This window comes from Streptomyces sp. NPDC017225, assembly GCF_044331465.1.
Lineage (GTDB): Bacteria > Actinomycetota > Actinomycetes > Streptomycetales > Streptomycetaceae > Streptomyces.
In genome coordinates, this window is the sequence record NZ_JBIRNE010000001.1 from 1 (window position 1) to 21,687 (window position 21,687).

The following is a 21,687-nucleotide window of genomic DNA, read 5'->3' on the forward strand; positions in this document are numbered from 1 at the left end:
GGGTGGGGTCGTTGCCGAAGACGACGTCCTTGACGTTGTGTTCGGCGTCGAGGTGGTGGTCCAGGGTGGCGCAGACCTCGTCGAACGCCTCGCGGTAGACGGTGTGGGTGTCGTACAGGCCGCGTCCCATGCCCGCGCGCTGCGAACCCTGACCGGTGAACAGGAACGCCGTCCTGCCGGGAAGGGGCGTACCACGGACCACGGCCGGGGACGGACCGTCGACGACCAGGGCGTCGAGGGCACGAGCGAAGGCCTCATGCTCGTCCGCGATGACCACGGCCCGGTGCGGGAAGAGGGTGCGGGTGGTGGCGAGGGCGTGCGCGACCCGGTCCGGACGCAGCTGGGGGTCGCGCGCGAGAAGGTGGTGCAGCTGCTGTGCCTGGGCGCGCAGGGCCTGTTCGGTTTTGGCGGACAGGATCCAGGGGACGACGGTCCCCTCCGGGAGATCTGGTGCCTGGTCGGTCTGCGCGCTCGCCGGTGCGGGTGGGGCTTCGAGGATGATGTGGGCGTTGGTGCCGCTGATGCCGAAGGAGGAGACGGCGGCGCGGCGGGGGTGGTCGGTCTCGGGCCAGGGCCGGGCTTCGGTGAGCAGTCGTACGTTGCCGGTCTCCCAGTCGATGTGGGGGCTGGGCTCGTCGACGTGGAGCGTCTTGGGCAGAGTGCCGTGGCGCATGGCCTGGATCATCTTGATGACCCCGCCGATGCCGGCTGCGGCCTGGGCGTGACCGATGTTGGACTTGAAGGAACCGAGCCACAGCGGCTGCTCGGGCAGGCGGCCCTGTCCGTAGGTGGCGAGCAGGGCCTGGGCCTCGATGGGGTCGCCCAGGGTGGTGCCGGTGCCGTGGGCCTCGACGGCGTCGACCTGGTCGGGCGTGAGGCGGGCGTTGGCGAGCGCGGTGTTGATGACGCGTTGTTGGGAGGGGCCGTTGGGTGCGGTCAGGCCGTTGCTCGCGCCGTCCTGGTTGACGGCGGAGCCGCGGATGACGGCGAGGACGGTGTGTCCCTTGGCCTGCGCGTCGGAGAGCCGTTCGAGCAGGAGCATGCCGGCGCCCTCTGCCCAGATCGTGCCGTCGGCGCCGGCCGCGAAGGACTTGCACCGCCCGTCCGGGGCCAGGCCGCGCTGCCGGCTGAACTCCATGAACATGCCGGGGTTGGCCATCACGGTGGCACCGCCCGCGAGCGCCATGGCGGACTCGCCGTTGCGCAGCGACTGGCAGGCCAGATGGAGCGCCACGAGCGACGACGAGCAGGCCGTGTCGACCGTGACCGCCGGACCCTCGAAACCGAACGTGTAGGAGAGGCGCCCGGAGGCCACGCTCGCCGTGGTACCCGTCAGCAGGAGGCCGTCGACCGGCTCGCTGCCCCGGTGGACCAGGGAGCCGTACTCCTGGGTGACCACGCCGGCGAAGACGCCGGTCGCGGTGCCGCGCAGGGCTTCGGGCTGGATGCCCGCGTACTCGAACGCCTCCCAGGCCGTCTCCAGGAGGAGCCGCTGCTGGGGGTCGAGCGCGAGGGCCTCGCGGGGGCTGATGCCGAAGAACTCGGCGTCGAAGCGGTCGGCGTCGTACAGGAAGCCGCCCTCACGGGCGTAGGTCTTCCCGCGGACCTCGGGGTCCGGGTCGTAGATGTCGTCGAGGTCCCAGCCGCGGTTCGTGGGGAACGTCCCGATGGCGTCCACTCCCTCGACGACCAACCGCCACAGCTCCTCCGGCGAACCGGCGTCGCCGGGGAAGCGGCAGCCCATGCCCACGACGGCGATCGGCTCGTCGGCGGCGGGAGCGGTGCCCCCGTCCTCGGCGGCCCGGGCGGACTCCGTGGTCCCGGTCTCGGCGCCGGACGTGCCGAGGGCGGTCAGGAGCGCCTCGTCGTCGACCAGTTCGTCCCTGAGGTAGGTGATCAGTGCGGCGGGCGTGGGGTAGTCGAACAGCATGGTGGACGGCAGGTGCAGGCTCAGCGTCTCGCTCAGCGCGAGGAGCAGCTCCATGCCGGCCAGCGAGTCGAAGCCCAGCTCCTTGAAGGGCTGCTCCGGGGCGATCACCGGTGGAGAGCTGTGGCCGAGGACGATGGCGGCGTGCTTGCCGAGCACGTCCAGGAGCAGGTCGCGCTGCTCGGCCTCGGGCAGGCCGGCGAGTCGCCGGCCCAGCGAGGAGTCGTCCTGGACGGTGTCGTTCTCGCGCTCGGCGGGTGGCGCCTGGGCGGGAATCAGGTCCGCCAGCAGCGGGGACAGCCGGACCGAAGCCCGCTGTCCGCGTGCGCCGGCGACGTCGATCCCGGCGGGCACGAGCGCCGCCCGCTTCGTCCCGAGGGCCGCGTCGAAGAGCGCGAGCGCGCGTGCGACGGGCATGGGAGCCAGCCCCCCGCGGCTCATACGGGCCAGGTCCTGCTCGTCCAGGGTGTCGGCCATGCCGCTCTGCCACAGGCCCCAGGCGAGGGACTTGGCGGGCAGCCCCGCCGCGCGCCGCTGCTGGGCGAGTGCGTCGAGGAAGGCGTTGGCGGCGGCGTAGTTGGCCTGGCCGGGAGAGCCGAGGACGCCGACCACCGAAGAGAACAGCACGAACGCGTCCAGGTCCATGTCCCGGGTCAGCCGGTGCAGGTTCCAGGCACCGTCCACCTTCGGACGGAGCACCGTGTCCAGCCGGTCCCGGTCGAGCTCAGTGACCACTCCGTCGTCCAGGACACCCGCGCAGTGCACGACCGCGCCGAGCGGATGCTCCTTCGGCAGGCCCGCGAGCAGGGCCTCCAGCGACCGCCGGTCGGCGACGTCGCAGGCGGCGACGGTGACCTCGGCACCGAGGCCGGTCAGCTCCTCGACGAGTGTGCCCGCCGCGTCGGGACCGCTCCTGCTGGTCAGCAGCAGCCGGCGGACACCGTGCCGGGTGATCAGGTGACGCGCGAGGAGGGCGCCGAGGGCGCCGGTGCCACCGGTGACGAGTACCGTCCGACGCGCGTCGAATGCCGTGACGGGCAGGGGGCCGACGGTGACGGGGGCGAGCCGGGGGACCAGCAACCGGCCCTTGCGAACCGCGAGTTGGGGCACCCCGGTGGCCAGGGCCGCCGCGAGGACCTCGGTGGAGGCCGATGAGCCGTCGAAGTCGACGAGGGCGAACCGGTCCGGGTGCTCGGACTGCGCCGAGCGGATCAGGCCCCACACCGACGCGGTGGCCGGATCGGCGTCAAAACCGTCGCCTCCCGCGTCCGCGTCGGTCGACACCGCGCCTTCGGTGAGGACCACCAGGCGGGAGGTGCTCGCCCCGTCGGCCAGCGTTTCGTGGAGCAGTTCCAGGACGTGGTGCGTCGCGGCGTGGGCCGCCTCGGCCGGGTCGTCGCCGTGCTCGGCGGTGACCCGGGCGACGACCGTCTCAGGCCGGGCGGTACCGGCGCGCAGCGCCGCGCGCAGGGCCGTCACGTCCGGGTACGCCTGTGCCGCGGAGCCGATCGCCGCCAGTGCCGCGGCGACCACCGGGTCCCCGCTGTCCCCGAGCAGGGCCCACTTCTTGCCTTCACCGGGTGTGGCGGCGCCCGACGGGGTGGGCACCGTGTGCCACACGACCTCGTGAAGCGCGCCGTCGCGGTCGGACCGGGCGGCCTCGAACTGCTCGGAGCGGACCGGACGCAGGACGAGGGAGTCGGCGGTCAGGACCGGCGCGCCGGACGGGTCCGTGACCTTCAGCGAGACGGTCTCCGGTGCCGGACGCGCGATGCGGACGCGCAGGGCGTGCGCACCCGTCGCGTGGAGGGTCACGCTGCTCCAGGCGAAGGGCACATGGATCATGCCGTCCGTCTGGTCGGTCGTGACCAGCAGGAACGGGTGCAGCGCGGAGTCGAGCAGCCCGGGGTGGACACCGTAGCGCTCCGGGCCGGTACCCGAGGGCAGGGAGACCTCGGCGTACAGCGTGTCGCCGTCCTGCCAGGCGGCCCGCAGGCCCCGGAAGACCGGGCCGTAGCCGAGCCCGGCGTCGGCGATCCGCCGGTAGAAGCCGTCGATGTCGAGGCGTTCGGCGGAGGCCGGCGGCCAGGGCGCGTCCGCGGCCGGATCGGCCGACGGGGCGGCGGTGGCCGCGGGGGCTTCGGTGAGAGCGCCGGTGGCGTGGCAGGTCCAGTCGGAACCGTACGGGGCGTCCTCGGGCCGGGAATGCACAGTGAAGGCCCGCCGCCCCGCGTCGTCCGTCGGCCGGACGAGGACGCGGAGCTGCAGGGCACCGCGCTCAGGAAGGGCCAGGAAGACGTGGTGGGTGAGCTCCTCGACGCGGTCGCAGCCCGCACGGGCCGCGGCGTGCAGCAACATGTCCACGAACGCCACACCCGGCATGACCGGCGTGCCGAAGACGGCGTGGTCGGCCGCCCAGGCAGGTGCGGAGGCGTTCACGCGGCCGGTCAGGAGCAGTCCGCCCGGGTCGGGCAGCTCGGCCGCGGTGGTCAGCAGCGGGTGTCCCGTGGCGGTCAGTCCCGCGGACGCCACGTCGCCCGTGGCGGTGGCGGTGAACCAGTGACGTTCCCGCTGGAAGGGATAGGTGGGGAGGTCGGGCAGTGTCCGAGGCGCACCGAGATGCGCGGTCAGGTCGGCGGCCGGCGCTCCCGCGGTGTGGACGCGCGCCACGGCCTTCAGCAGGGTGACGGGTTCGGGGTGCCCGTTCCTCAGGACGGCGGTGACGGTGGCGTCACCACTGGTGTTCTCGGACACGAGCGCGGTCAGGACCGGGTCGGGGCCGAGTTCGAGGTAGTGGCGGACGCCGTTGGTGTGGAGGGTGTTGATGCCGTCGGCGAAGCGGACTGTTGCGCGGACGTGCTGGACCCAGTAGGCGGGGGTGGTGATGTGGTCGGGTTCGGCGATGTGGCCGGTGAGGTTGGAGACGATGGGGATGGTGGGGGAGTGGTAGGTGAGTGTTTCGGCGACGTGGCGGAAGTCGTCGAGCATGGGGTCCATGCGGGGTGAGTGGAAGGCGTGGGAGACGGTGAGGCGGCGGGTTTTGACGCCGCGTTCGGCGAGGGTGGCGGCGATGTCGGTGGTGGCCTGTTCGTCTCCGGAGATGACCAGGGAGGTGGGGCCGTTGGCTGCCGCGATGGTGACCTGGTGTTCGTGGCCTTGGAGCAGTGGGCGGATGTCGTCCTCGGTGGCGCGTACGGCGATCATGGTGCCGTCGGTGGGCAGGGCCTGCATGAGGGTGCCGCGGGCGGCGACCAGGCGGCAGGCGTCGTCGAGGGAGAGGATTCCTGCCGCGTGGGCGGCGGTGATCTCGCCGATGGAGTGGCCGGTGAGGTGGTCGGGGGTGATGCCGAAGGAGGTGACGAGGTGGTGGAGGGCTGTTTCGAGGGCGAAGAGTCCTGCCTGGGTGTAGCGGGTCTGGTTGAGGAGGGTGGGGTCGTTGCCGAAGACGACGTCCTTGACGTTGTGTTCGGCGTCGAGGTGGTGGTCCAGGGTGGCGCAGACCTCGTCGAACGCCTCGCGGAAGACGGTGTGGGTGTCGTACAGGCCGCGTCCCATGCCCACGCGCTGCGAACCCTGACCGGTGAACAGGAACGCGGTCGCCCCTTCGCGCGCGACTCCCGTCACCACCGTGCGCGACGTCTTCTGCCTGCTCAGCGCACGAAGGCCGGAGATCAGCTCGTCGCGCCCACTGCCGAGGACCACGGCCCGCTGCCCGAAGCGCGCGCGGGTGGCCACGAGGGCACGGCTGATGTGGGCGGGGTGGAGGTGGAAGTGTTCGGTGACGTGATCCAGGAGCCGTTCCGCCTGCTCACGGAGCGCCTGTTCGGTTTTGGCGGACAGGATCCAGGGGACGACGGTCCCCTCCGGGAGATCTGGTGCCTGGTCGGTCTGCGCGCTCGCCGGTGCGGGTGGGGCTTCGAGGATGATGTGGGCGTTGGTGCCGCTGATGCCGAAGGAGGAGACGGCGGCGCGGCGGGGGTGGTCGGTCTCGGGCCAGGGCCGGGCTTCGGTGAGCAGTCGTACGTTGCCGGTCTCCCAGTCGATGTGGGGGCTGGGCTCGTCGACGTGGAGCGTCTTGGGCAGGGTGCCGTGGCGCATGGCCTGGATCATCTTGATGACCCCGCCGAGGCCGGCGGCGGCCTGGGCGTGACCGATGTTGGACTTGAGCGAGCCCAGCCACAGGGGTTCTTCGCGGTTTTGTCCGTAGGTGGCGAGCAGGGCCTGGGCCTCGATGGGGTCGCCGAGTGAGGTGCCGGTGCCGTGGCCCTCGACGGCGTCGACCTGGTCGGGGGTGAGGCCGGCCCCGGCGAGCGCGGTGTTGATGACGCGTTGTTGGGAGGGGCCGTTGGGTGCGGTCAGGCCGTTGCTCGCGCCGTCCTGGTTGACGGCGGAGCCGCGGATGACGGCCAGGACGGTGTGTCCCTTGGCCTGCGCGTCGGAGAGCCGTTCGAGCAGGACCATGCCGGCGCCCTCCGCCCAGGCGGTGCCGTCGGCGCCCGCCGCGAAGGACTTGCACCGCCCGTCCGGGGCCAGGCCGCGCTGTTGCCCGAACTCCACGAACATGCCCGCGGTCGCCATGACCGTGACGCCGCCCGCCAGGGCCAGCGCGCAGTCCCCGGCCCGCAGGGACTGCACCGCCTGGTGCATCGCGACGAGCGACGAGGAGCATGCCGTGTCGATCGTCACCGCCGGACCCTCGAGACCGAAGGTGTAGGCGAGACGCCCCGAGGTGACACTCGCGGTGTTGCCGGTGAGCAGATAGCCCCCCAGCCCGTCGTCGCCCTCGTGCAGCCGCGGACCGTACTCCTGCGACATGGCGCCCACGAACACGCCGGTGCTGCTGCCGTGCAGCTCACCCGGGTCGATTCCGGCGCGTTCGAACGCCTCCCAGGTGACCTGCAGGAGGACCCGCTGCTGCGGGTCCATCGCGGTGGCCTCGCGCGGACTGATGCCGAAGAACTCCGCGTCGAACTCGGCGGCCTCGTGGAGGAACCCGCCCTGCCGCGTGTAGGTCCTGCCGCGGACACCGGGCTCGGGATCGTACAGGCCGTCCAGGTCCCAGCCCCGGTCGGTGGGGAACCCCGAGATCGCGTCCACACCGTCGTCGACCAGCCGCCACAGGTCCTCGGGTGAGCCGGCACCGCCAGGGAAGCGGCAGGCCATGCCGACGATCACGATCGGGTCGTCGGCGTCCACCGCCGAAGCCACCGCCGGGACCACAGTCGGCGACGTGACGTCGCCCAGAGCCAGTTCGCACAGCCGCCGGGCGAGCCGGGACGGGCTCGGGTGGTCGAAGACGAGGGTCTCCGGCAGCGCCAGCCCGGTGGCCTGCGCGAGACTCTGGCGGAGCTGGACCGCCATCGTGGAGTCCAGGCCCAGCTCACGGAACGCCCGGTCGACGTCGACCGTGTCCGTGCTCAGGTGACCGAGCACGATGGCCGTACGCAGCCGCACCAGCTTCAGCGCCTCACGGTCGCGCTCGTCCTGCGGCAGACCGGCCAGCCGGTCCGACCACGCCGGACCCGCCCCTGCGGCCTCCTCGCTCTCTTCCACCTGGTGGGGGACGGCGGTCCGCGTGGTGGACTCGAAGGCGGCCGAGACCTCCGGCCAGTAGCGCTTGTGCTGGAAGGCGTAGGTGGGCAGCCCGACGCGGCGAGGCGTGCGTCCCGCGAAGACGGCGGACCAGTCCATGGCAAGGCCGCGCACGTGAAGCTCCGCCAGGGAGGTGAGCAGCGGCGGCCAAGGCGCCTCGTTGCGTCGCAGTGACCCCACGACCACCGCGTCCGGCAGCGTCTCCCGCAACCCGAGGGTCAGGACGGGATGCGGGCTCGACTCCACGAAGGTGCCGAAGCCGTCCTCCGCCATGGTCCGGAGCGTCGCCTCGAAGAGGACGGGCTGACGGAGGTTGGTGTACCAGTACCCGGCGTCGAGCCCGGCCGTGTCGATGGCGCTCGCGGTGACCGTCGAGTAGAACTCGAGGTCGCACGAACGCGGTGTCACCTCGGCGAGCTGCTCCAGCAACTGCTCCCGGAGGGCTTCCATGTGCGGCGAGTGCGAGGCGAAGTCCACGGCGGGCACGGCCTTCGCGCGGACTCCGTCCGCCTCGCAACGGGCCAGCAGCCCGGCTACGGCGTCGGGAGCCCCGGCCACGACCGTGGTGCCGGGCCCGTTGACCGCCGCGATGCTCAGCTCGCCGTCGAAGGGGGCGATGTACTCGGTAACGCGCTCGGCCGGCAGCGGTACCGACGCCAGGGCTCCGGTGCCGGCCAGTGTCATGATCGTCCGGCTGCGCAGCGCCACGATCCTGGCGGCGTCCTCCAGGTCGAGGGCGCCCGCGATGTGTGCTGCGGCGACCTCGCCCTGCGAGTGCCCGACCACCGCGTCCGGCCGCACGCCCAGCGACTCCCACACCCGGGCGAGCGAGACCATCACCGCGAAGAGCACGGGCTGGACGACATCCGCGCGGTCCAGGGCGGGCGTCCCGGGCTCGGAGCCGAGCGTGTCCACCAGCGACCAGTCGACGTACGGGGCGAGAGCGTGGTGGCACGCCTCGATCGAGGCGCGGAAGACCGGCGAGGTGCGGAGCAGCTCACGTGCCATGCCCTCCCATTGCGAGCCCTGCCCCGGGAAGACCAGCGCGACCTTGCCGTGGTCGCCGGTGCTGCCGGTGACGAGCCCCGGGATCTCGGCGCCGGTGCGCAACGCCTCCAGCTGTGCGTCGTAGTCGGGGCCGAGGGCGACGGCGCGATGCCCGAAGTGCGTGCGGGTGCCGGCCAGCGACGAGCCGATGTCGAACGCGTCACCGTCCGTCGTCCCCCGCGCCAGCAGCCGGCCCGCCTGGGCGCGCAGGGCCGCTTCCGTACGTCCGGACACCGGCCACGGAGCCAGCGGGACCTCCGGTTCGCCGGACCGCGGTGCGTCCCCCTCGGGCGCGGTCCGCCCGGGCACCTCGCCGAGTACGACGTGGCAGTTCGTCCCGCCCACGCCGAAGGAACTGACTCCGGCCAGCAGCGGCGCGTCCGGCCACGGGCCGCGCGCGGTCTGCACACGCAGGTTCAGCGCCTCGGGGTCGATGTCCGGGTTGGGCGTCTCGTAGTTGAGGCTCGCCGGGATCTCCCGGTGCCGGATGCTCAGCGCCGTCTTGATCAGCCCGACGATTCCCGCCGCGCCCTCCAGGTGCCCGACGTTGGTCTTGGCGGAGCCGACAAGGACGGGTGAGTCCGCGGGACGCGCGCTGCCGTACGCGGCGCCCACGCCGGCCGCCTCCAGCGGGTCGCCCGTCGGGGTGCCCGTCCCGTGCAGTTCCACGTAGCGCACCTGGCCCGGGTCCACGCCCGCGTCCTCGCAGGCCTTCCGCAGCACCGTCGCCTGGGCCTCGGCGCTGGGCACGGTGAGGCCGTCCGTGGCACCGTCGTTGTTGACCGCGCTGCCGAGGATGACCCCGTACACCGTGTCCCCGTCGCGCACCGCGTGCGCCAGCGGCTTCAGCACGACGACTCCGCCGCCCTCCCCGCGCACGTATCCGTTGGCACGGCTGTCGAAGGTGAAGCAGCGTCCGTCCGGGGACAGACCGCCGAACCGTCCGGCGATCTCGGCGCTCTCCGGCGCGAAGTTGAGCGCCACACCGCCGGCCAGCGCCAGGGTGCACTCGCCCCTGCGCAGGCTGTCCACCGCCAGGTGCACCGCGACCAGCGACGACGACTGTGCCGAGTCCACCGTCAGGCTCGGGCCGTTGAGGCCCAGCGCGTAGGACACCCGGTTGGCGATGACACCGCGGTTCAGGCCCGGCAGCGAGTGCTGTGTGATCGCGCCACCGCGCTGTGCCAGCGTCGCGTAGTCACCGGCGATCGCCCCGACGATGACGCCCGTCGCGGTGGAGCGCAGCGTCTCCGGGACGACGCCCGCGTCCTCCAGTGCCTCCCAGGCCAGTTCGGCGAACAGCCGCTGCTGCGGGTCGATCGCCACGGCCTCGCGCGGTGAGATGCCGAAGAACTCGGCGTCGAACCCGTCCACCCGGTCGAGGAACCCGCCCCGGCGCAGTCCGGCACGGTGCCGCTCCGGTGCGTCCGGCAGCACCTCGTCCGGGTCCCAGCGGTCCGGCGGTACCTCGGTGATCGCGCTGCGGCCCGCGCGCAACAGCTCCCAGAAGGCGCCGGCGTCCGGTGCCTGGGGGAGGCGGCACGACAGGCCGGTGATGGCGATGGCATCAGTACCGTGCACAAGATCACTCGTCATGGTGGCGAGCGCCTCCCTCATCATGCGCTCCGAAAACGCCGGGCTGGCGTTCGTCCTGAGAGATCGATGATCGGCCGCGCCGAGCACCCCCAGCTACCCGTAGAGCCCCCTAGGCCCCCTGCACCGGGCCGTGACGTGCCGCACGGTTCCGACTCCGCTCACCGCGCGAACGAGCACGGGCACCGCATGCGAAGTCCGCCTGACCCGTCGGGTACGGGTCAGGCGGACGACGGGCCGGCGGGTCAGGCGGACTTGTAGCTGACGGTGTGGGTCGCCTGCAGGAGCTGCTCGCGGTTCCTGATGCCCATCTTGCGGTAGACGCGGGTCAGGTGCTGTTCCACAGTGCTGACGGTGATGAACAGCTTCTCGGCGATCTCGCGGTTGGCGTAGCCCTGGGTGGCGAGGCCGGCGACGCGCCGCTCGGACTCGCTGAGCCCGTCGAAGCCGGCCTGGCCCGCTTGGCCGCTGCCCCGTGGACCCACGCCTTCTCGTGTGCTGACGCTCTGGGGCGTGGACGTCGGCAGCAGAGACTGGCACAGGGATTCCGCCTGGCAGGCCTTGGCGAGCCGCCAGGCCTGCCGCGCGGTCGGCCGTGTCCGATGGTCACCCAGCCGCTGGTAGACGCGGCTCAGGTCGGCCAGGACCGCGGCGGCCTCGTACCGTGCGCCACACGCCTCCAGCAGCCGGAACGCGTCCCGCAGAACGGGGGGTTGCTTCGCGTTCGCCTGTGTCAGGGCCAGCGCGTGCAGGGCCATCCCGCGGGACCGCGTGAGTCCGGTGTCCGGTCTCGCGAGCTGTTCCTCGACGAGCCGGGCCGCCCGGTCCTTCTCGCCCAGCCGCAGCCATGCGTCGGCCTCACCCAGCCGCCAGGGCACGAGGGCCGGTGTGTCCAGGTTCCAGCGTCGCATCAGCCGGCCGCACTCCTGGAAGTCGGTGAGCGCCAGGTACGGGTTGCCGGTCGCGAGGTGGTGTCTGCCCCGCGCGTACAGGTAGTGCAGTCCCGCGCGGGTGAGGAACAGCGCGGGCGGCGGCTCGGACGTCAGGTACTTGGCCGCGGCTCCATGGTCGCCTTTGGTGGTGTGGGCTTCTATGAGTATGGCCACCGCCAGCGCACTGCTGATGTTCCACTTCGGCCCGGACAACCGGTCGTAGGCCGCCTCCGCCCGGCGCACGGCGTCGGCCAGCCGTCCGCGCCGCAGCGAGATGAGCGCGCCGACGCATTCGCCCTGAGCCCGCCAGCCGGGGGCGTCGGAGTTCCCCGCGTCGGCGGCGACAGCCTCGTACCACTTGTCGGCGGCGTCGATCCGGTCCGCGTAGCACAGGGCCAGCAGCGCTTTCGGCAGGCCGCTCAGCTGCGAGGTCGGCCGGCTCCGGGTGCCTTGGAACACCTGGTCGGCCAGGGCTATGGCGTACTCGTCGGCCCCCCGTTCCAGAACGAGCGCGAGGGAGTGCCTGGCGCGCAGCTCGGAGTGGGACGTCGCCGGGGCGCCGGCGGCCACCAGCGGACGGCTCAACCGTTCGAGTACTCCGGGGACCTCCGAGGCCATCAGCATCCGGGTGCTGTGCAGCGCGGTCGCCGACTGCTCGCCGCTGGCGTTGAGGTGGTCGACGACTTCCACGGCTTCGTCGAAACTGAGATGGAACAGCATGCCCTCGGCGATCCACCAAGCGTCGTCACCCGTCAGTTTCCCTTCGAGTATCGGGTCCTTGAGGCCGAGGAAGTGCAGGGCGGAGTCGGCGGGACTGAGTTGCCACTGGCCGTAGGCGTACTGCGACCTCACCGAGAGGCGCTGTGTCTCGATCGAGGAGCATTCGCGGGCCAGCTCCAGGTACCGGATGGCCTGCGGCAGCGCACCCTCCTCCAGGGCCTGGCCGGCGGCCGCACGCAGGACGGGCAGCACCCACTCCTCGTACAGCGGGCCGACGCCGATCAGGTGTACGGCGACCGCTTGTGGCGGTGCCCCGTTGTCGTACAGCAGGCGGGCGGCGCGATACCGCAGGTGCGTCACCTTGTCGTGGGGCATCTCGCCGAGGATCGCCTGCCGCACGTCCGCCTGCCGTAGCCGGGACCCGCTCAACGCGCCGATGCCGGAGAACAGCTGAGTGTATCGTTTCAGTAACTCTGTGTCGATGCCGCTCAGCTTGCTCAGCAGGACGGGGGTGGCCGCATCGTCCAGCAGCGCGAGGCACTGGGCGAGCCGGACCGCCCGCGGTCCGAGCCGGTGCAGGTAGGCGAGGACCGCCTGGTGGAAGACGGGGCCCAACGGCAGCTCCTCCTCGCGGATCGGCCGGGGGACGGCGCTGTCGCCCTCGCTGGACGTCGGCTCCGCGGCGGAACCGAAGGTGGCGCGCAGCCGGTGTTCCTCGATGAGTGCCTGGGCGAGCAAGGGATTTCCGCCACTCAACTCGTGGATCTCGACGATCGCACGGTCCAGGGGGAGGGAAGGGAGCCGGCTCGCGGCCAGTTCCCGGATGTCCTGGAGCGAGAACGGTTCCAGGTGGAAGTGGCGCGCGTTCGTCCGGTACAGCAGGTCGTGCAGGACGGGAGACGGTTGACTGTCGACGGAGACACCGTGCGTGAACACCAGCGCCAGTGGCAGCTGGCTCAGGCGCTGAGTCAGGTAGCGCAGGCAGGAGAGGGTGGCCGGGTCGGTGTGCTGGATGTCGTCCACTGCGATCAGGACAGGGCGCTGGGACGCGAGTTCGGTGATGATCCGGTGTGTCTGCCGTGCGACGGTGAGGGGGTCGTCCTGGGCCTCGGGCAGGGTGGGAGCGGTGGTTGTGCCTGCGGGCCTGTCGGGACGGGCCGTGCCTGCGTCCCCGGTGTACGGAACCTCGACGGCGGAGGAGTGGGCCTTGATCGAATGCGTGAGCTGGGTGAGCGCGTTGTAGGGGACATGGCGCTCATTGGGCGAACTCACCACGCTGAGCACCATGGTGCCCGCGGAGGCGGCCCGTTCCGTCAGGGCGTCGAGCAGTGTCGTCTTGCCCGTTGCGCTCGAACCGCTGATGGTGGCGATGGCACCGCTGCCGTGCGAGGTCTGGATCAGTAGATCGTCGAGCTGTACGAGTATCTTGATGCGCTCCTGCGTCACTGCTTGGCACACCCCCGTGATCCTGAGTATGGAGCCAGCCCGTCTCCAGCGTTGCCGGAAACGGAAGTGCTGCAAGTTTGAGACATTCATTCGGGTTATGTCTAGCTGCGAAGTATTCGGGCGTGGCGTGAGAGGGGTACGCGGTGTCTCACGCGACCTTTTTACTGGACTGAACCGTGTTTTTGCTGGTGGGCGGTCATAAATGACCCAGAGAGTGGGCCAGGTCACGTTGCCGAATCCCTCCCGGGAAAAGAGACTGCAGGAGGCGTTCCGTTGCCTCCTTGACGCCATGAAGGGGAATGTTACTTTCCGGTTGGCGCGGTCCTTTCCTCGGTCGACCGGACTGTCCGTGCGGTTGCATTAGTGGTCGTTTCCCTCCGTGGGGAAAGCGTGGCCCCTCGGCAGGGTGACGGATGTGTTTGCCGAAGGTTTTACCGCTGTACGAGGTCCGCGCAGATCGCATTTCGCGAGGGTGCTCAAGTGATGCGCTTTGCAGCAGCGTTCACCGCCCGACGCGGCCGAGGCGCCGGCCGTCTCCGTGCGTCGAGGGGAGGGCTGCCGGAGGAAACCAGAACACCGCTCACTGTTCACCAAGAGTTCGCCAAGTGCGTGTACGCTCACCGCACCGTCACGGCGAGCGCCTTCCTCCGAGAAGTGGGCGAAGACCGTGTCCGTGTGAGTCCGGGCGTCGACGTCGTCGGCGACTACGAGGGCGGGGTGGTTGCCGCGAGGCCGAGTACGGGGCTCGGATGCCGGCGCCGGAGAGGCCGAGGCTGAGCTGTCCAGCGGGTTCCCGGACCAGGAGGCCCCGTCGGAGAATGCCCGGCCATCGGCCGACGTACGAGCAGGGCGTGGCGGTGGACCGTCGATGGTGCGGCGGACCGCTGGTTCGGCCGACCGGCGATCCCCCGCCGTGTTGCGCCGCTCCGCAGGGCCGTCGGCGCCCTGCGGCAACAAGGAACCAGGAGACACCTTGTCGGGGTGGGAGTCGTCGCTCGTGCCGCAGTCCAAGCGGCTTGACCGAGCCGAGTCCGCATCGCCGCGGGCTCCGACTGGAGAAGCCGCCGGAGCGGCTCTTCCAGCAGGCGCACTTCCGCGTCCGGCGCAACGCCGGCGCAGGACGCGTCCACCTTGGTTCGGACACCAGGAGAAAGGCCCGGTCACGTCCGATCAGCGATCTCCCGGAGTCGGGTCTTTACCTGCTCGGCGGTGACGCGGTGCGTACTGACGTTTCCATTACCGGGGCCGGCGTCGCCGCCTCGCTGGTGCCCCCTGAACTGCTGCGGGAGATCGGAGCGAGGGTCTTCGTATACACAGTGAATAAGGACGGCGAGCGCTGGCGGATCGCCGTGGCGTATCGCTGAAAGCTCCCGCCGCACCCACGGTGCTACGGGACCTTTCAGCGATACGGTTTCCGTTCGAAGCAGTCTTCCGGGGCGCTCGCGCCCCTATTTCCGTGATGCGGTCATTGCAGGGTGTGACCGTTGTCCTGAACCCGGAAGGCCTGGCGCGCGCCGGGCGGAGAGCCGGGGCGCGAGGGTCTTGGCTGAACGGCGAGCGTGGCGCAGACAAGGACGAGGGTTTTCGCCGGACATCCGAATGAGCCCCGAGGAGGGCGTACGCGCCCGCCTCGACCTCCGGGGGAGGCCGGCCGGGTGGTGCCCTGCGGCGGGCCCGCCGCCAGAACTCGGCTACAGGAGAACGAGCAGCTTGGTGCCGGTGACCAGTTTCCGGTTGACCGAGGTGGACTGGACGAACACGGTGTACGCCGCGTTGCTTCCGGGGGTCACCGTGACCTCCGTCTCCGGCAGGCCCAGGAGCTGCCGGGCGGCGGGGCCGGTGAACACCTTGCCGGTCGTCCGACCGGTGGCGGGGTCCTTCTCCGCGACGGCGATCTTCTTGTTGGCCTGGATCTTCTCGCGCTTGGAGAGCTCGTAGAAGGCGCAGCCGGTCTTGTACGGGTGTCCGGCGCTGGTGACGAAGTCGCGGATCGACGTCTGCTGGTCCACGGGGATCAGCACGTACTTGCCGGCGTCGAGGGCCTGGAGGCTGGACTTCACGTCGGCCGTGCTGAGGTCCTGACCCATCGAGAAGAGGTTCCTGGTTCCGCGCACGCCCTGCTCGCGGTCCCGCAGGAACCTCGTGGCGGCCATCTTGACGGCGCCGATCGCCTCTTCGACGCCCTGGGCCGAGTCGGCGTCCCAGATCGAGATGTTGCCGGTCGGGAAGCCGTACTGCTGAGCGGTGCGCTTGGCCAGGGAGTTGGGCACCATGATGGCCGAGGTCCAGTGCTCCGGCAGGCCGTTCAGCTTGTCCGCGATCCTGCCTCGCCAGGTGTCCAGGACGGCGCGGCCGTCGGGCAGGTGGTCGTGGCGCGAGCCTGTCCGGTCCGCGCCGGAGGCGTTCTCCTCCCCGTCGGTGACGACGACCTGGAGGAAGCTGTGCTCGCCGTACTCCTCCCATATGTGGCCGAGGTCGTCGAGTGCCTTCACCGACGCCTGGATGAGCGCGGTGGCGCCGTTCTCCACGGTGTACAGGCCCCGCATGGACGGCAGGTGCTTCACGTCCATGTCCCACACCAGGTTCTCGACCAGGTGGTCGAAGGCGTAGAGGCTGATCCGGGTCTCATGGCCGAGTCTGTCCGACTCCTCCTCCAGCCCCTTCACGAATTCGTCCACCACCCGGATGAGCTGCTCCGAGTGCCCTCGCATCGAGCCGGACTTGTCGATGACGAGAGCGACGTGGTTCACGAAGTGCTTCTTGAGCCGGTCCTTTACCGTTGTGCTCATCGCGTCAATCCCCTTCTGTTCGTTCCCCGTGGGACCGCGGCGGTGCCCTGCGGAGACCCGGCTTCCTGGTGAAGTCGTGTCGGTTGGCGTCTCAGCCTGTCCAAGTCGTCGAGCGTCGGCGTGGGCCGGTGACGAAGGTCGCCACGAGAGTCACGGAACGCCCTCATCCGGCGGCGGACGTCGCGGTCACGGGTCGCGCAACCCGACGTGGACTCCGGTCCGTTCGGATGATGGTTTCACTCTACGGAGCACCACTGACAACGCGTGCCGACGTCACTCAAGGACCTTCGGTCATGCCCATTGCCGACGCTGACACGGGTCGCTATGTTAACGAGGAATCACATCGCTCTGCATGACTCGAAGCGTGGTGGTCGCTCAACTGGCATGTCGGGAGAATGACGCAGAGCGCCCTCCGGCCTCAGGGAAGAAGCAGGTAAGTCAATGGAGAATCTCAGCAGGCGAGGAGTCCTGTCGCTCGGTGTCGCGCTCGGGCTCGTGAGCGTGGCGGACAGCGCCAAGGCATGGGCGTGGCCGGCGGTGGACTCGGTGGCCGGTACCGGCACGGGTGCCGACCCGGAGTACGTCTGGGACAGCGCGACGGACCCTCTGATGGCCGCGCTGCTCAAGAACGGCCAGGTTCCGTCGATCAACAGCGCGATGGAAGGGTGGGTGAACAACGGCGACCCGCTGCCCAGCGGCTTCCCGGCCGAACTCACCGCGCACCTGCGACAGGTCAACAGGCTGCCCTCCTGGGCCGACCGCGCCAAGCTGACCCGCGCGGCGGACTTCAACCGGCGCAGGGACACCTACCTGTTCATGCTGTACGGCCTCGGCAGCGGAATCATGAGCACCGTGATCCCGCGCGAGGCCAGAAGCGTCTACTGGTCGGCGGGCGGCGCCGACATGCAGGACCGCGCGGCCAAGACGTTCACCTTCGGCTACGACCTGTCCGAGCTGAGGGCCTTCGAGCCGACCGGGCAGTTCATCGTCACCGCCAACAAGACCCGGCTGGTGCATGCCGCGGTGCGCCACCTGCTGCCGCAGTTGCGGGAGTGGAAGTCGGGCGCGGACCAGGACATCCCGATCAGCGCCGCCGACATCCTGGTCACCTTCCACAGCCTGGGAACCTACGTACACAGCAAGCTGATCGAGTGGAAGATCCCGTTCCCGGCCGAGGACCAGGAGGCGTTCCTGCACTCCTGGCAGGTCGCGCTCCACCTGCTCGGTGTGCCGGACGAGTACATCCCCAAGACCTGGGCGGCCGCGCAGGCGCAGTCGAAGCAGGTGCTCACCCCGATCCTCGCCCCCACGACCGAGGGCATCAAGCTGGCCGAGGAACTGCTCAGTCTGACCGCGCAGGTCGATCTCGGCGTCACCCGCGGGTTCCAGAACGAGTTCGTGCGCTACGTCCTCAGCGACGAGGTCGGCGACTGGCTGGGTCTGCGACGCGACTACGCGGCGGCGGCCCTGGTCCGCACCGCGTGGCCGGCGTACATCAAGTTCCGCGAGGGGCTGTCGCCCATCATGCCCGGCACCTTCTACATGGTGGACCAGTTCGTGCGCGCTCTGGCCATGCTGTTCCTCAACAAGGGCTCCTCCGGGACCACCACGCCCATCACGATCCCCACCGGGAACAGGCCGACCGGCTGAGCCACCCGTCCCCTTCCACAGGTGCCCGTCCCGCGGCAGAGGCGTCGGGGGACGGGCACCCTGGTGTCCTCGCCCCCGAGGCGTCGCGCGGTGCGGCGGTGGACCGTCGGGTGCCCGCCTCCCACGCCCGTTCAAAGGCCCAGGGCACCCACCATCAGAGCGGTCACGGCGTCACGGTGGTCGTGGCCGTCCCGCCACCGCACTCCGCGTCCGGCCTCGACCACCACGCCGAATCCCGCGTGCACCAGCACCCGGGCCTGACGCGGGTCCAGCTCCGGGCGTGCCAGCCGCAGCTGCTGCTCCCAGACGGCGATGTGTTCACGCTGGGCGAGGACCAGGGGCCGCCGCAGGTCCGCCGGCAAACCGGCCAACTCGGCCTCGGCAACGCTGTTGAGCGCGGTGTACTCGAAGCTGTAGGCCACGTACGTCGCCGCCAGCGCGACGACGGACTCGCGCGGGCCGGCCGCCTCGTGAAGACTCTGCTCCACCCACTGGCCCAGCAGGCCCGCCGCCTGGAGGCACGCCGCCGCCAGGATGTCGACCTTGCCGGGATAGTGGCGGTAGAGCGCGGACGGGGCCAGTCCCACCGCCCGCGCGATCTGTCCGTTCGTGACATTGGCGAAGCCGTCCCGGGCGAACAGCGGAATGGCGGCCGCGAGGATCTCCGCGCGCCGGGTGCGCGGCACCGGCTGGGCGGGCGGCTCGACCGGTCGTGCGCCGTCGTGGACCGTGCCGGGGTCCGTGGCGGCCACGCGCAGCGCGGCTGCCGACAGCAGGTTCTCGGCCCGGCGCCCGGCGATCGAGGTGTGATGCATCGTGATGGAGCCGATCGCACCGAGGGCCGCCACGGCCCGCAGCCGCTCGTCGGGCAGGGGGTACTCACGCCGCACCGCCTCGTCGACCCGCCCGACGAGGTGCCTGAACTTCGCCCGGAGACGCCGTCGGTCCTCACGATTGAGGAACCGGGCCTCCCACCGGTACACGCCCCCCGACGCGCGGTGCGCGACGGTGACCCGGGTGACGGCCGTGAGCACATCCGTCAGGGGGGCCTCGGGCGGCACCTCGTCGAGCGCGGCGACCAGTCCGTCGGCCATGACGTCGGCGCACTCGGCGAAGAGCGCGTACTTGTTCGGGAAGTGGCGGTACAGGGCGGCCGCGGTGATACCCACACCGGCGGCGATCTCCTCCATGGACGCCCTGTGGTAGCCGCGCTCGCTGAAGACCCGGCCTGCCGCCTCGACGATGAGCTGCCTGCGGTTGCGCGGCCGAGTGGCCGTGGTCGGATCGGCGGTCACGGCCGGAGGGGCGGATGTGGAGGCGGGACCATGCGGATCAGTCAATCACACGCGGCCGACAGGGCTCGGGCTTTCCCGGCGGGGACCGCGCGGGACGTGCATCCCGCATCACTTCCCGCCGCGACGGGTGCGGCTGCCGGCACTGGCGCGACCGCCGGGACCCGTGCGCCACCGCTGGGTACCACCGGCACGCTGCCTGTACCCGGCCCCCCGCGTACACCCGGCTCGACGCGTACGGTCCGGTACGGCCCCGGTCCGGTCCGGTGCGTGCCGGTTCAGGTGAAGGTGAGGACCGGCTTGACCGCGCTCCTGTCCCGCATGGCGGCCACGGCGGCGTCGATCTCCTCGAACGGAAACGTGGTGATCAGCCGGTCCACCGGGAAGAGGCCGCGCCGGTGCAGGTCGATCAGCTCGGGGATGAAGCGGCCGGGGTCGGAGTCGCCCTCCATCACCCCGTGCACGCGGACCCCCTTGGTCATCAGGCGCATCATGTCGAAGGTCACCTCGCCGCCGAGGCCGAGGAAGGCCAGTTCGCCACGCGGGCGCAGCGCCGCGACGGCACGGTGGAGCATCTCCGGCCGGCCCGTGGTGTCCACGACGTGATGAGCCCCGCCACCGGTGAGGTCGCGCAGCGCCTCCACCAGGTCGTCACCCGGCGGCAGGGCCGCCCGGGCCCCGAGTTCGACGGCCAGTGCCCGCCGGGAGGCGACCGGGTCGACGGCCAGGACCGGGTCGCAGCCCACGGCCACCGCCGCCATCAGCGCGCTCAGCCCGACCCCGCCGGCCCCGATGACCACGAGTGAGGTACCCGGCTCGGGGCGCAGCCGGTTGAGTACGGTCCCCGCGCCCGTCTGCCCGCCGCAGCCCAGTGGCGCGGTGACCGTGTCCGGCAGGCCGGCAGGGACCCTGACCACTCCGCGTTCGTGGACGACGGCATGGGTGGCGAAGCTCGACTGACCGAAGAAGCCGCCGTGCAGAGGGGCTCCGTCGAGACGGAGCGTGGTGGTGCCGTCGCCGCGTCCGCCGGAGAGGTTCAGGCCCCGTGCCGAGTCGCAGTACGCCGGATGGCCCGCCACGCACTGAGGGCACGCACCGCAGCTGGCGAAGGTGAGGCAGACGGGGTCTCCCGGCACGAGGCCGGTCACCTCCGTGCCCACCGCCTCGACCCGGCCGGCGCCCTCGTGGCCGAAGACCATCGGGGTGAGCTGCCGGGGCCAGGTGGCCTGGATCCCCAGGTCCGTGTGGCACACCCCGACCGCCGTCATCCTGACCAGCACCTCACGCGGCCGGGGGTCCTCCAGCTCCACGTCCCGCAGGGCGAACGGTGCGCCCGGCTCCCGGGTGACCGCGGCGCGGACGCGCCTCACGCGTCTTCTCCGGCCCGCCGGCCTTCGGGGGCGGCCCCGGCGCGCTCCAGGAAGAAGTAGTAGAAGGGCCCGTCGGCGGGGACGCCCTTGGCGTTCATGATGCCCATGAGGGTGGTGTCGTCCACCCGCTTGAAATGGTCGAGGACGGGCCGGCCGTCGTAGACCATCGTGGCCGTCGGCTCGCCGCGGAACTCGACGGTCCACAGGCTGGCCTCGCCCTTGCCGAGCTCGAGGTCGGAGTACAGCTCGCCCTCCGCGTTCCGGCAGATCAGCGGCTTGGCGTCGTGCACGGAGGTGAACGTCTTGCCGTACCACCCGGCCTTCGCCAGCTCGCCGTTGAGCGGGTGGCCGGTGTCGAACTCGCCGCCCTTCCACTCGCCGAGGATCTCCTCGGGCCGTACGGTGTCCAACTGGGTCCAGACGAGGTCCAGTTCGGTGGCCTCGACCGGGCCTTGCGTCTCACGGAGTGCCTGGAAGCGGGCGCGGGCCTCGAGCGGGTGCATACGGTGTCCTCTCGTCGATGCTGTGAAAGCGGTGGAGGCGGTGGGCGGGCGTGGCGGCCGGAGGGAGCGCGAACCCCTCGCCCGTCCGGGTCACCGGGAGGGGCGCGGGGCCGGGCCCCGGGAGGTGGACCGCGCGGACGACGGGTGCCGCAGGGGGGTCCGTCGCGGGAACGGGAGCGTCGCTTCGCCGGTGACCGCGCCGGGGTGCCCCACGGTGCAAAGGCTCAGCAGGACGTGGCGTTCGGCGACCTCTTCCGCGGTGAGCGGGCCGTCGGGACGGAACCAGTTGGCGACGCCCTGGCACATGATGAGGACCGAGCGGACCGCGTCGGCCGGTATCGGCGTGGTGAACACGCCCTCGGCACGGCCCGCTTCGACCGTGTCCAGCAGCATGTGCTGGAGATAGTCGCGCAGGGCCACGTAACGGACCCGGTTCCCGGGCTCCAGGCTGCGGATCTCGGTGTCCAGGAAGGCCAGGGACCTGCGGTGGGCCATGTAGAGCACGATCGACTCGACCATGCCGCAGAACCTCGCCAGCGGAGCGGGTCCGGCCTCCGCGGCCGCCGCCCGGCAGCGGTCCAGGACGTCCTTGATGGACGTCTCCAGCAGGGTGGCGAGCAGCGCCTGCTTGTTCTCGTAGTGGTAGTACAGCGCGGGCACGGTGACGCCGACCCGGCCGGCGATGTTCCGGACCGAGGTGCCGTGGTAGCCCTGCTCGTTGAAGGCCTCCATGGCGTGCACCAGGATCGGGTGCAGGTCAAGCGGCCCGTAGGCGCGCCAGTGCTGCGCTGGTGCCGTGGTGTCCTGGCTCGGCTCGGTGCTCAAC

The 21,687-nt window shown here is 71.2% G+C and carries 9 protein-coding genes; 2 read left to right on the forward strand and 7 right to left on the reverse strand.

Annotated features, from left to right (window positions below; all coding sequences use genetic code 11):
* Together ACH4NX_RS00005 and ACH4NX_RS00010 are read right to left on the reverse strand one after the other, a co-directional pair.
* The coding region (locus tag ACH4NX_RS00005; protein ID WP_398153344.1) for a type I polyketide synthase at nucleotides 1–10,162 on the reverse strand (10,162 nt) is incomplete at its 3' end.
* A gap of 242 nt (nucleotides 10,163–10,404) precedes the next feature.
* Nucleotides 10,405–13,257, reverse strand: coding sequence for an ATP-binding protein (locus ACH4NX_RS00010; protein WP_398127180.1), 2,853 nt, complete (start codon nucleotides 13,255–13,257; stop codon nucleotides 10,405–10,407).
* 1,016 nt (nucleotides 13,258–14,273) lie between these two features.
* Between ACH4NX_RS00010 and ACH4NX_RS00015 the strand changes: the two genes are divergently transcribed.
* The gene (locus ACH4NX_RS00015) at nucleotides 14,274–14,621 is read left to right on the forward strand and encodes a hypothetical protein (RefSeq protein ID WP_351398572.1); all 348 of its coding nucleotides are present in this window, start codon (nucleotides 14,274–14,276) and stop codon (nucleotides 14,619–14,621) included.
* A 327-nt stretch (nucleotides 14,622–14,948) separates the two neighbouring features.
* Here the strand turns inward: ACH4NX_RS00015 and ACH4NX_RS00020 are convergent, their stop codons facing one another.
* Complete coding sequence (locus ACH4NX_RS00020; protein ID WP_351398573.1) at nucleotides 14,949–16,046, reverse strand: VWA domain-containing protein; 1,098 nt, start codon at nucleotides 16,044–16,046, stop codon at nucleotides 14,949–14,951.
* Nucleotides 16,047–16,487: 441 nt separating this feature from the next.
* On the opposite strand from ACH4NX_RS00020, the gene ACH4NX_RS00025 reads away from it, so the two are divergent.
* A complete protein-coding gene (locus tag ACH4NX_RS00025) occupies nucleotides 16,488–17,696 on the forward strand; it encodes an oxygenase MpaB family protein (protein ID WP_398127181.1) in 1,209 nt (402 codons plus the stop codon).
* Nucleotides 17,697–17,827: 131 nt separating this feature from the next.
* Here the strand turns inward: ACH4NX_RS00025 and ACH4NX_RS00030 are convergent, their stop codons facing one another.
* From ACH4NX_RS00030 to ACH4NX_RS00045, 4 genes are all read right to left on the reverse strand, one after another.
* On the reverse strand, nucleotides 17,828–18,991 hold the full coding sequence (locus tag ACH4NX_RS00030) for a TetR family transcriptional regulator (RefSeq protein WP_351398577.1): 1,164 nt from the start codon (nucleotides 18,989–18,991) through the stop codon (nucleotides 17,828–17,830).
* A gap of 275 nt (nucleotides 18,992–19,266) precedes the next feature.
* Nucleotides 19,267–20,358, reverse strand: a complete 1,092-nt coding sequence (locus ACH4NX_RS00035) for an NAD(P)-dependent alcohol dehydrogenase (protein WP_398127182.1) — start codon at nucleotides 20,356–20,358, stop codon at nucleotides 19,267–19,269.
* Nucleotides 20,355–20,861 (reverse strand): DUF4334 domain-containing protein, encoded by a 507-nt coding sequence (locus tag ACH4NX_RS00040; protein ID WP_398127183.1) that lies wholly within the window; start codon nucleotides 20,859–20,861, stop codon nucleotides 20,355–20,357. The genes ACH4NX_RS00035 and ACH4NX_RS00040 overlap by 4 nt, the downstream gene beginning before the upstream one ends.
* 90 nt (nucleotides 20,862–20,951) lie before the next feature.
* Nucleotides 20,952–21,686: a TetR/AcrR family transcriptional regulator gene (locus ACH4NX_RS00045; RefSeq protein ID WP_398127184.1), complete on the reverse strand. Its 735-nt coding sequence runs from the start codon at nucleotides 21,684–21,686 to the stop codon at nucleotides 20,952–20,954.
* Nucleotide 21,687 lies beyond the last annotated feature (1 nt).

Excerpts from the sequence above, each read along its gene's own strand:
- ACH4NX_RS00020 (WP_351398573.1), bottom strand. The coding sequence starts at position 16,046 with ATGAGCACAACGGTAAAGGACCGGCTCAAGAAGCACTTCGTGAACCAC.
- ACH4NX_RS00040 (WP_398127183.1), bottom strand. The coding sequence starts at position 20,861 with ATGCACCCGCTCGAGGCCCGCGCCCGCTTCCAGGCACTCCGTGAGACG.
- ACH4NX_RS00025 (WP_398127181.1), top strand. The coding sequence starts at position 16,488 with ATGGAGAATCTCAGCAGGCGAGGAGTCCTGTCGCTCGGTGTCGCGCTC.